We start from the raw sequence: 9,952 nt of genomic DNA on the forward strand, positions 1-9,952 counted from the left end.
GGGACCACCGCCGCCCCCGTCTCCGCCCGGGAGGCCTCGCCCGGCCCCGCCCACGCGACCACCTCCGACGCCACCGCCTGGGCGGCCATCGGCACCGCCTGCGCGGCCGTCGTCCTGGTCGCCACCGGGCTCTGGCTGCGCCGTCACCGGGGCTGAGCCGCCCGGAACCGCCCGCCCCGGGAACGGGGACGCACCCGCGGTGGAACCGGCCGGGTGCGAACCGACGTCCCTTCCGGTCACCGGGCGCCACCGGGCGCCCGGACGAGCGCAAGGGAGCGTCCGCGCATGAAGAAGGTCCTGATCACCGGCGGGGCGGGTTTCATCGGCAGCACCGTCGCCTCCGCCCTGCTCGACCGGGGGATCACCCCGGTCGTGCTGGACGACCTGTCCCGGGGCCGGACCGAGTTCGTCGCGGACCGGGTCTTCTACCGGGGCGACATCGCCGACGCGGCCCTGCTCGACCGGATCTTCGCCGAGCACCCCGACATCGACGCCACCGTGCACTGCGCTGCGAAGATCGTCGTACCGGAGTCGGTGGCCAAGCCGCTGTACTACTACCGGGAGAATGTCGCCAAGACCGTCGAACTCCTGGAGGCCCTCCAGCGCCACGGCTGCACCAGGGTCGTCTTCAGCAGCTCCGCCTCGATCTACGCCTCCACCCCCGATGCCCGGGTCGACGAGAGCAGCCCGGTCGACGCCGGGAGCCCGTACGCGCGCACCAAGCAGATGATGGAGCAGGTCCTCCAGGACTGGACCCGGGGCGAGGGCGCCGAGCGCCAGCGGGTCATCGCCCTGCGCTACTTCAACCCGATCGGCGCCGACCCGCAGCTGCGCACCGGCCTCCAGGACCTCCGGCCCACCCACGCCCTCGGCAAGCTGATCGAGGCGCACACCACGGGCACCCCGTTCACCGTGACCGGCACCGACTGGGCGACCCGCGACGGCTCCGGCATCCGCGACTACATCCACGTCCAGGACCTCGCCGAGGCGCACGTCGCGGCGCTGCTCCGGTTCGACGAGGTGATCGCCCCGGGCGTGGCGGACCGCTACCGGGTGATCAACGTCGGCACCGGGGACGGGACCACTGTGCGGGAACTGATCGCCGCCTTCGAACAGGCCGTCGGCACCGGCCTGGAGGTGCGGGAGGCGGGCCCGCGGCCCGGGGACGTGATCGGCTGCTACGCCGTCGTGGACACCGCACGGGACCTGCTCGGCTGGCAGCCGCGGCGCGGCATCGCCGAGGGGGTCGCCGACGCGCTGGCCTGGCGGAGGGTCTGGTCCGCCCGGATCGGCGTCAGCTGACCGCCGGAGGCTGTCAGGCCACGGCCTCGCCGGACTTCGACCAGTTGTCGCGCAGCCGGTCGAGGTAGGACTGCGCCTGGGAGCCGATCCTGACGCCCCGGGCGAAGGCCAGCATGTTGCCCGCGCCCGCGTTGTAGCCGAGGGCGACCAGCTCGTCCCGGGTGAGCGGCACGCCCGGGCGGGCGGGCAGCTGCGCGGCGAGGTCGTGCAGGTGCCAGGCGGCCGCCTGGACGGCCAGGTTCCGGTCGTCCGGGAGCTCCTCCCACTGCCGGGAGGCGAACGGGCGGCCGGGCTTGGTGTCGTCGAAGGCGGCCCGGTGCATGTTGGCGATGCCGAACGAGGCGTCCGGCTTGCCGCGCTGCCAGGCCCGTTCGAGTTCGGGGTCGTGCGGCTTGTACGCCTCGTTGTAGAGGATCGCCATCAGCAGCTGCGGGTTGACCCCGGCCTCGGCGGCGTACTGGCGGACCGGTGCCGCGTAGTCGGCCGGGTCGTAGCGGCCCGAGGGCTTCGAGGGTTTCGACGGCGGAGCGGAGGAGCCGGCCGACGGTGCGGCGCCCGGGGAGGGGCCGGAGGCGGCGGTCGGGGAGGGGTCGGCGGAGGCCGCGCCGTCGTGGCCGTTGCCGCGGACGAGACCCAGTCCGGCCACCACCACGACGCCGATCACCAGCCAGCGTCCCCGGCCGGACCCCTTCTTCTCCTCGCTCACGGCTGCCGCCCCTCCCCGTTCGCCCGTGCGCCCGTTCGAGCGCCGTGCGGCTGATCGCTCCCTGCGGCAGGTTACTCGGCGGGCTTCTGGTCGCCGTCGAGGTTGCGCAGGAAGTCCTTCGCCTTCTCGACGCCGGTGTCGATCTGCCCGCTGTACTTGCCGTCCGTGCGGTCGTCGATCGCGTCGCCGACCTTGTCCAGGCCCTGCCCGATCACGTCGCCGTGCTCGCGGGCGAGGTCGGTGGCCTTGTCCGCGAGGTTCTTCAGACTCTCAAACATGGTGACGCTCTGCTCCTCTGATGCGTTCCTGATGGTGTGCCGACGTGGCGGGGATCGTGACCATCCTAACGATGGCCCACCAGGCGGTTCGTCGCCGCCGGGTGACGGCGGATGACTTTGCTGAAATGGGTTCGTATGCTCAGGCCATCTTCTACAGCGATGTAGAGGGTGGGGTCCCCACCAGGACGCCACCAGGACCGAAGGCGTCCCGGCACGCGCGGCGGCGCGATCGCTCCGCCGCGGCCGCAACGATCGAGGGAAGTGCGCATGGCCGGTCAGCGGGCGAGAACGCCGTACCAGGACGCGGGACCGCGCACCGAGGACCGCGCCCTGCCCGCGCAGCGCTCCCGGGCGGCCGGTGCGGGCGGTCCGGGGAGCCCCGCGGGCCCCGCGGCGCCCGGGGCGGCCCGGACACCGCGCCCCGGGGCGGCCCGCCGTCGCCAGCAGGCGCGTCGTCGCGGCGGGACGGCGGCCGTGCTCTCGGCGGTCGGGCTGCCGTTGCTCGGGGCGGTCGCGGACGAGGTCGACGGACCGGGCGTCAGCCTCCTCTTCGCGGTGGGCTCGGTGCTCGGGACGGCGGCCGCCGCACTGCTGTGCAGCCGGACGGGCCGGTGGTGGGTGGTGACGGCCGCGCCGGTCGTGGTGCTGCTCACCGCCTCGGGCGTCGAGTACCTCGCGCACCCCGGGACGTACCAGGGGAAGAACCTCGGCACCGGCGCGCTGCGTTGGGTGGTCGGGGCCTTCCCGGTGATGGCCGCGGCCGTCGCGGTGGCGCTCGCCGTGGTCGCGGTCCGCGCCGTGCCGACCCGCCGCCGGGTGGTGCCGCAGCGCCGACGAACCGGCCGGACGGCCGCCCCGGTCGGAAGGGGCCGCCGTGGCTGAGCGCGGCAACAGCCGTACCGGCGGCCGCGGTCAGCGCGGGCAGGCCGCGCGCCGCGCCGCCGCCCCGCTGACCGTCGCCGGGCGCACCCTGGCCTGCACCGTCTCGGTCGCCGTGCTCGGCGCCAGCGGCTTCACCTGGTACGAGTACCGCAGCCTGGACGACGGCATGGTCAAGTCCTCCGCGCTGAGCGAGGCCAAGAAGAACGCCCCGCCGCACCTCGACAAGTCCGTCAACCTGCTGCTGATCGGCCTGGACAGCCGCAAGGACATGGACGGCAACGACCTGCCCAAGCAGTTCGTCGAGGACGAACTGCACGCCGGCTCCAGCGGGATCGGCGGGTACAACACCAACGCCCTGATCGTGCTGCACATCCCGGCCAACGGCGGCAAGGTCACCGCGCTCTCCGTCCCGCGCGACGACTACGTGCAGACCGTCGGCGCGGACGGGAGGATGCACAAGATCAAGGAGGCGTACGGCATCGCCAAGGAGGCCGCCGAGCAGAAGCTGGCCGGCAAGGGGCTCTCCAAGGCGCTGCTGGAGCGGCAGAGCCGCGAGGCCGGCCGCTCGGCCACCATCCAGACCGTGCAGAGCCTCCTGGACGTCCCGATCGACCACTTCGCGGAGGTGAACCTGATCGGCTTCTACGACATCGCCAAGGCGGTCGAGCCGATCCAGGTCTGCCTCAACCACCCGGTGGACGACCCGATCATCGCCCGGACCGCCACCCACGAGGGCGGCGGCACCGGCCTCAAGCTCCCGGCCGGGATCAGCTCCCTCAAGGCCGCGCAGGCACTCTCCTTCGTCCGCCAGCGCCACCACCTCACCAACGGCGACCTCGACCGCACCCACCGGCAGCAGGCGTTCCTCTCCTCCGTCGAGTACAAGCTCAAGCAGCAGGGCATCCTGAACGACCTCGGGCAGATGCAGAAGCTGTTCGCGGTGGTGAAGAAGGACGTGGTCATCGACAACGAGTGGAACATCCTCGACTTCGCCCAGCAGGCGCCCAACCTGACCGGCGGCAACGTGGAGTTCAACACCCTGCCGATCAGCGGCTTCAGGACGGTCGGCGGGCAGGAGGTCAACACCGTCAACCCGGACCTGATCAGGAAGATCGTCCGGCAGCTCTTCAACCACGAGCCGGCGCCGGCCCCGCCGGCCGCCGCGCCGCCCGGGGACGGGCCGGGGGAACCGACCCCGTCGCCCTCCGCCACCCCGAGCACGGCGCCCAAGGCGGTGGTCGACGTCAACGCGACCGCGGGGGCGGGCGCGGCGGCCGACGAGTCCAGGGCGCTGGCCGAACTCGGCTACCAGGCGGGCCGGATCGGCGACGCCCCGGCCAGGACCCGGGCCACCACCGTCGCGTACGGGTCCGGGGCCAAGACCGACGCACAACACCTCGCCGCCCGCTACGGGGTGAACGCCTTCTTCTCGTCGGCCGTCCCCGCGGGGCGCATCCTGCTCACCCTCGCCGTCTCCCGCACCCCCGCGCCGACGGCCGTCCCCCCGGCCGCCGCGGCCGGCGATCCCTCCGCCGACCCGGCGGCGGGGCTGCCGATGCAGGGCCCGGCGGTGAAGGCGGGCGGGATCCCGTGCGTGGACTGAGTCCCGGCCGGCGGCGGGGAGTTCAGCCCCGGTCGGGGCGGGTGTCCCGGAGCGGCTCCCGGTCGAGGACCTCGACGTACACGATCCGCCCGCCGACGACGTCCAGGACGAGCATGCCGTGGGCCGGCGAGAGTGGGACGCACCGGTGGTCCGGGCCGTAGGGCTGACCGTCCGGGCGCGGTTCCGTCCTGAAGCTCTGGCAGAAGCCGTCACCGCAGCCGCACTCGGCGACCAGCCGCAGGCTCCGGGCGGCGACGGCCAGTTCGTGCTCGCCCTCCTCCTCCAGGAGGTCGACCAGTTCGCCGAGCAGGTCCGGGAAGACCTCCCGGAGCAGCGGGTGCTCCGGCGCCGTCACGGGCGGGGCGCCTTCACGCCGTGGACGGCGGCGTACTCGGCGGCGAGCCACGGGCCCAGGTCGTCGACCAGCACGGTGAGGGCGGCCCGGTCGGCGGTGGTGGCGGCGGTGCGGGCGACGGTGACGGCCAGGCGCGCCTGGGCGGCCCGCTCGGGGTAGTAGCCGGCGAAGACCTCGGCGGAGGCGGCGAGGTCGCTGGTCCAGCCGCCCCAGCGGGGCATGACCAGGGTGAGGCAGGTGCGGACGAGATGGCGGGAGACGGCGCGGGCGAGGCGGCGCAGTTCGGCCTCGGGGTCGGCCGCGGTGTCGGCGGCGGCCAGGCGTTCGCGCCAGCGCGGCAGGAACAGGGCGAGGTCCCCGTTGGTCTCCCGGGCGAGCAGCGGGGTGGGGCGGTAGCGGGGGAGCCGGGCGGCGAGGTCCTCGCCGAGCAGCGGGGTGCAGAGACAGGCGACGAACCAGCCGAGGTCGTGGCGTTCGAGCTCGCTCAGCAGGGTGTCCGTGCCGGCGAGCACCACGCCGACCCCGTTCACCTGCGCGAACTCGCCGTCGAGCGCGGCTTCGAGGGCGTCGGCCCCGGCCCGGTCCGCGGCGGTGGGCGCGTGGTGCAGGGCGAGCAGCAGGTCGAGGTCGGAGACGCCGGGGGTCGCGGTGCCGCGCGGGACGCTGCCGTAGAGGTAGGCGCTGTGCAGCCGGTCGGGGCCGAAGGCCGCGGCGATCCGCTCGCGGGCGGCGGTGACCACCGGCGCGAACGCGGGCGGCACGCGGTCCAGCGAGCCCTCCCGTGCGATGCAGCCGTCCCGGTCCAGCCCCTGAGTGGTGGTCATGGGGGCACTCTGCCCCACTCCCACCGGTGGTGACCAGCGATTATCCGACGGCCCGGCGGATTGTCAGTGGGGCGTGCAAGCATGCGACGCACACGAACACGAGAGGCGTGAGGGGATCGGCATGGGCACCTGGGACATCGGGCACTTCGACAACGACTCGGCGGCGGATTTCGGCGGCGGTCTGGACGACGCGGCGCCGGGCGAGCGCGAGGCGCTGCTCCGGTCCGCGCTGCTGTGCGCCGTCGGGGCGGAGGAGTTCCTGGACTCCGACGAGGCGGTGGAGGCGGTCGCCGCCGCCGCGCTGGTGGCGGCGCAGTGCCCGGGCGGGGCGGCGGTGACCACGGCCTACGGGCCGAAGGAGCCGATACCGCCGCTCGCGGCCGAGCTGCGCCCGCTCGCGGTGGCGGCGCTCGACCGGGTGGTGGCGGCGGAGTCGGAGCTCGCGGAGCTGTGGGACGAGACGGAGAGCGGTCCGGCCTGGCGCGAGGGCATCCTGGAGCTGCGGGCGGTCCTGGCCGCGGCGGCGTCGGCGGACGCGCCGGTGGCCGGGAGCTGAGCGGGCCCGGGGCGATCGGCCGTCACGTGCGGGCCGCCGTCCACCAGTAGCCGAGCGCGGTGAGGCTGGTGGCGGCGCCGAGCAGGCAGACGGCCGTCCAGCCGCCGTGGTCGTAGACGACGGTGGACAGGATCGCGCCCGCGCCGCACCCGGCGGAGTAGAGCAGCATGTAGCCGGCGGTCAGGCGGCTCCGCGCCTCGGGGCGGAGCTGGTAGAGCAGGTGCTGGTTGGCGACGTGGAGGGACTGCAGGCCGTAGTCGATCACCACCATGGCGAGCACCAGCCACCAGACCGAGTGCGGCAGCAGTGCGGCCGGGAGCCAGCCGACCAGCATGGCCACCAGGCCGATTCCGGCGGTGCGTTCGGCCCGGCCGCGATCGGCCTGACGGCCGGCGTACCCGGCTCCGAGCGCTCCGGCGGCGCCGGCGAGGCCGAAGAGCCCGATCTGGGTGTGGCTGAGGTTGAACGGCGGTGCGGCGAGCGGGAGCACCATCGGGGTGAGCAGCACGGTGACGGAGGTGAAGCCGAGCAGGGCGAGGACGGACCGGGTGCGGAGCACGCGCTCCTGGGCGAAGAGCGCGAACACCGAGCCGACCAGGCGCGGGTAGCCGATCCGCTCGGCCGTGCGGTGCCGTTCGGAGGGGACGGCGGCCGCGACGGCGAGGGCCATGGCGGCGGTCGCGACGGCGGAGACGAGGTAGACGGCCCGCCAGCCGGCCAGGTCGCCGATGGTTCCGGCGACGGTTCGGGCGAGCAGGATGCCGATCACGATGCCGCTGGTCACGGTGCCGACCACCCGGCCCTGGTCGGCCGGGGCGGCGAGTTGGGCGGAGTGGGCGACGACCACCTGGGCGACGACCGCGAGGACGCCGACGGCGGCCATCGCGGCGAGCAACAGCGGACCGGAGGGGGCGAGTGCGACGGCGAGGAGGGCGAGGACGGACAGGCCGAGCTGGGAGGTGATCAGGGTGCGGCGGTTGACGAGGTCGCCGAGCGGCACGAGCAGCAGCAGGCCCAGGGCGTAGCCCGTCTGGGTGAGGGTGCCGACCAGGCCGATGGTCGCCGGGTCGATGCCGTAGTCCCGGGCGATCAGGTCGAGCAGTGGCTGCGAGTAGTAGACGTTGGCCACGGCGAGGCCGCAGGCGACGGAGAGCAGCCAGGCGACGGCGGGTGACAGGCCGCGCGACGGGGCTCCGCCGGGGATGCCGGGCGTGTCCGCGGTGGTGGCCGTGGTGGAGGCGGTTGTGCGGGCGGGAGAGGTCATGGGCGGGCTCCCTCGAAGGGCACGGTGGTTTCAAAGTGCTACCGCGACACCATGGCATAGCCTGGTTTTAATAAGCAACCACGTCCTGGTCGGTAGGCTGGGCGCCGACCGGTGAGGGCTGAGAGGTGGGAGAAGTGCCGAAACGCACCACGCACGAGGAATCGGCCTGCCCGGTCGCCCGTCCGCTCGACGTCGTCGGCGACGGCTGGACGCTGCTGATCGTCCGTGACGCCTTCGACGGGCTGAGCCGCTTCGGGCAGTTCCAGCGGAACCTCGGCCTGGCCAAGAACATCCTGTCGACCCGCCTGGCCAACCTGGTCGCCAACGGCGTGTTCGACCTCGCGCCAGCCGCCGACGGCAGCCCGTACCAGGAGTACGTGCTCACGGAGAAGGGGCGCGCGCTGTTCCCGGTGATCACGGCGCTGCGCCAGTGGGGCGACCAATGGTTCTTCGAGGAGGGTGAGCCCCGGGCGCGACTGGTGGACCGTGACTCCGGCGCGCCCGTCGCGCCGGTCGAGGTGCACGCGGCGGACGGCCGGGTGCTGGGCCCCGAGGACACGAGGGTGCTGCTGCCCTAGGCGCGCCGCCGCCGCCGTCCCGTCCGCCGCTCCCGCCGCCCCGCCCGTCGCAACAGCGGGTGTGCGGGGCGTCGCCGAGCGTGCCCGCCGGTCGTCGGTCACCCTGGAAACCTCACCGGGCGCCGGCCGGGGGCTCGATCGGGCCGATCGAGCCCAGGCCCCGCCCGCCCCGGGCCCCGGAACGGCCCGCGAGCGACGAGGAGGCGGCATGCAGCAGCCCACCACCCGGGTCGCGGGCCCGCCCGGCGCCGTACGCGGCTGGCTGGAGGCGCTCGCCGTCGTGCTGGCCGGACTGGTCGCGATGGCGGCGGTGGCCGCGCTCGGCCTCTGGCTGGCCGGCGCCGACGACCTCCCGGACGGCGGCTTCCCCGCCGTACTGGCCGCGACGCTCGCGCTCGCGGTCGGGGGAACCGTCCGACTCGACGGCGGCGCGGGAGACTTCGCGGCCGTCGGGGCCGGGATCAGCGCGATGCCGCTGAGTGTCTCGGTGGCCGGAGCGGTCGCGATGGCCGAGGTGTTCCTGCGCGGGCTGCGCTTCCGTGCGGTCGCGAGCGGCGGTGAACTGCTCGGGCGGATCGGCCGGACGGTGCTGCTCTGGGCGCTCGCCCTGGTGCTGCTGACCCTCGGCGCCCGGCACAGCTTCGTCGTCCCGCTCGGCGGTGACCTGGCGGAGTCGATCGGCGGAGCGCTCGGGCTGACCCCGGAGGTCGGCTTCCACGCGGACGGCCCGACCACCGTCGGCATCGGGCTGGCCTGGCTGCTGCTGGTGCTCGCGCTCACCTTCGCGGTGTCCCGGCGGGCCCCGCTGCCGCCCGGGCTGGTGCGCCACCAACTCGCCGTCCGTCCGGCCGCCTCGGCGCTCTGGCTGGTCCTGCTGGCGTACCTGGCGATCGGTGCGGTGGCCGGGGTGCTGACCGCGATCGTGCACGGCGACGCCCGGCAGACCCTGGCCGTGGTGCTGCTCGCGCTGCCGAACCTGGCCTGGCCGGCCTTCGGCCTGGGACTCGGGGCCGAGTGGCACGGTCGGCTGGTCGGTACGCTCGGCCTGCCCGTCCCCAAGGCGCTCGGCGCCGTGCTGCGCGCCCCCGGGGGCGGGCAGGCGACCGTCGACCTCGACACCCTCGCCGAGCAGGGCGCCGCCAGCTGGTGGCTGCTGCCGCTGGCCGCCGTCCTGCTGCTCGCGGCCGCCTTCCTGGCGGCCCGCAGCGCGCCGCGCACCGTCCGGCTCCGCCAGCACGCCGTCCGGTTCGCGCTCGCCACCGCCGTCACCATGCTGCTGGTGGGCCTGTGGAGCCGGGTGGACGCCGCCTACGGGCTCTCCGTGCTCGGCGTCGGCCTCGGCCAGGGCGGTCTGGGAGACCTGCTGGGCGCCGTGCTCGGCGCCGACAACCCGCTGGCCGCGCTGGGCGGCGGCAGCCTCACCCTGCGCCCGGTGCTGTGGACGGCGGTGCCGCTCGCGGCGGGCTGGGGTCTGCTGACCGGCGCGCTCGGCGCCCTGCTCGCCACCCGGGTGCGACACCGCGGCGAGCTGCCGGCGGATCCGCGGTGAGGGGCGCCGGGCGAGGAGCACGGAAGCGGGGGGCGGCGATCTCGGCGGCGAGGGG

Annotated in this window: 11 protein-coding genes; 6 read left to right on the forward strand and 5 right to left on the reverse strand. The window is 74.8% G+C overall.

Features of this window, described 5'->3' with window-relative positions:
* Positions 1-285 precede the first annotated feature (285 nt).
* Entirely contained in the window at positions 286-1,302 is a 1,017-nt protein-coding gene (gene galE / locus ACIQOV_RS12265) for a UDP-glucose 4-epimerase GalE (RefSeq protein ID WP_401047819.1), read from the forward strand.
* 13 nt (positions 1,303-1,315) lie between these two features.
* On the opposite strand, the gene ACIQOV_RS12270 is transcribed toward galE, so the two are convergent.
* Positions 1,316-2,008, reverse strand: coding sequence for a lytic transglycosylase domain-containing protein (locus ACIQOV_RS12270; RefSeq protein WP_401047822.1), 693 nt, complete (start codon positions 2,006-2,008; stop codon positions 1,316-1,318).
* A 71-nt stretch (positions 2,009-2,079) separates the two neighbouring features.
* Positions 2,080-2,286 (reverse strand): antitoxin, encoded by a 207-nt coding sequence (locus tag ACIQOV_RS12275; protein WP_359902610.1) that lies wholly within the window; start codon positions 2,284-2,286, stop codon positions 2,080-2,082.
* Positions 2,287-2,553: 267 nt separating this feature from the next.
* Here ACIQOV_RS12275 and ACIQOV_RS12280 point away from each other — a divergent pair, with 267 nt between their 5' ends.
* Positions 2,554-3,168 carry a DUF6542 domain-containing protein gene (locus ACIQOV_RS12280; RefSeq protein WP_401047825.1) on the forward strand — a complete coding sequence of 205 codons (615 nt, stop codon included), beginning with the start codon at positions 2,554-2,556 and terminating at the stop codon, positions 3,166-3,168.
* Positions 3,161-4,771 (forward strand): LCP family protein, encoded by a 1,611-nt coding sequence (locus ACIQOV_RS12285; protein ID WP_401047827.1) that lies wholly within the window; start codon positions 3,161-3,163, stop codon positions 4,769-4,771. The genes ACIQOV_RS12280 and ACIQOV_RS12285 overlap by 8 nt, the downstream gene beginning before the upstream one ends.
* Before the next feature lie 22 nt (positions 4,772-4,793).
* On the opposite strand, the gene ACIQOV_RS12290 is transcribed toward ACIQOV_RS12285, so the two are convergent.
* Positions 4,794-5,126 carry a hypothetical protein gene (locus ACIQOV_RS12290; protein WP_401047830.1) on the reverse strand — a complete coding sequence of 111 codons (333 nt, stop codon included), beginning with the start codon at positions 5,124-5,126 and terminating at the stop codon, positions 4,794-4,796.
* Positions 5,123-5,950 (reverse strand): nucleotidyltransferase domain-containing protein, encoded by an 828-nt coding sequence (locus ACIQOV_RS12295; RefSeq protein ID WP_401047833.1) that lies wholly within the window; start codon positions 5,948-5,950, stop codon positions 5,123-5,125. The genes ACIQOV_RS12290 and ACIQOV_RS12295 overlap by 4 nt, the downstream gene beginning before the upstream one ends.
* A gap of 121 nt (positions 5,951-6,071) precedes the next feature.
* Here ACIQOV_RS12295 and ACIQOV_RS12300 point away from each other — a divergent pair, with 121 nt between their 5' ends.
* Positions 6,072-6,506: a DUF4259 domain-containing protein gene (locus ACIQOV_RS12300; RefSeq protein ID WP_401047835.1), complete on the forward strand. Its 435-nt coding sequence runs from the start codon at positions 6,072-6,074 to the stop codon at positions 6,504-6,506.
* A 22-nt stretch (positions 6,507-6,528) separates the two neighbouring features.
* On the opposite strand, the gene ACIQOV_RS12305 is transcribed toward ACIQOV_RS12300, so the two are convergent.
* Positions 6,529-7,770, reverse strand: coding sequence for an MFS transporter (locus tag ACIQOV_RS12305; protein ID WP_401047838.1), 1,242 nt, complete (start codon positions 7,768-7,770; stop codon positions 6,529-6,531).
* A gap of 134 nt (positions 7,771-7,904) precedes the next feature.
* On the opposite strand from ACIQOV_RS12305, the gene ACIQOV_RS12310 reads away from it, so the two are divergent.
* Together ACIQOV_RS12310 and ACIQOV_RS12315 are read left to right on the forward strand one after the other, a co-directional pair.
* Positions 7,905-8,348, forward strand: a complete 444-nt coding sequence (locus tag ACIQOV_RS12310; protein ID WP_380552351.1) for a winged helix-turn-helix transcriptional regulator — start codon at positions 7,905-7,907, stop codon at positions 8,346-8,348.
* 208 nt (positions 8,349-8,556) lie between these two features.
* Positions 8,557-9,897 (forward strand): streptophobe family protein, encoded by a 1,341-nt coding sequence (locus tag ACIQOV_RS12315; RefSeq protein WP_401047841.1) that lies wholly within the window; start codon positions 8,557-8,559, stop codon positions 9,895-9,897.
* Positions 9,898-9,952: the final 55 nt, after the last annotated feature.

The organism is Kitasatospora sp. NPDC091257, assembly GCF_044757675.1.
GTDB lineage: Bacteria > Actinomycetota > Actinomycetes > Streptomycetales > Streptomycetaceae > Kitasatospora > Kitasatospora lactacystinica.

What these genes read in the sequence shown, in the direction of transcription:
- ACIQOV_RS12280 (WP_401047825.1), top strand. Translation starts at nt 2,554, where the DNA reads ATGGCCGGTCAGCGGGCGAGAACGCCGTACCAGGACGCGGGACCGCGC.
- ACIQOV_RS12275 (WP_359902610.1), bottom strand. Translation starts at nt 2,286, where the DNA reads ATGTTTGAGAGTCTGAAGAACCTCGCGGACAAGGCCACCGACCTCGCC.
- ACIQOV_RS12315 (WP_401047841.1), top strand. Translation starts at nt 8,557, where the DNA reads ATGCAGCAGCCCACCACCCGGGTCGCGGGCCCGCCCGGCGCCGTACGC.
- galE (WP_401047819.1), top strand. Translation starts at nt 286, where the DNA reads ATGAAGAAGGTCCTGATCACCGGCGGGGCGGGTTTCATCGGCAGCACC.
- ACIQOV_RS12295 (WP_401047833.1), bottom strand. Translation starts at nt 5,950, where the DNA reads ATGACCACCACTCAGGGGCTGGACCGGGACGGCTGCATCGCACGGGAG.
- ACIQOV_RS12300 (WP_401047835.1), top strand. Translation starts at nt 6,072, where the DNA reads ATGGGCACCTGGGACATCGGGCACTTCGACAACGACTCGGCGGCGGAT.
- ACIQOV_RS12305 (WP_401047838.1), bottom strand. Translation starts at nt 7,770, where the DNA reads ATGACCTCTCCCGCCCGCACAACCGCCTCCACCACGGCCACCACCGCG.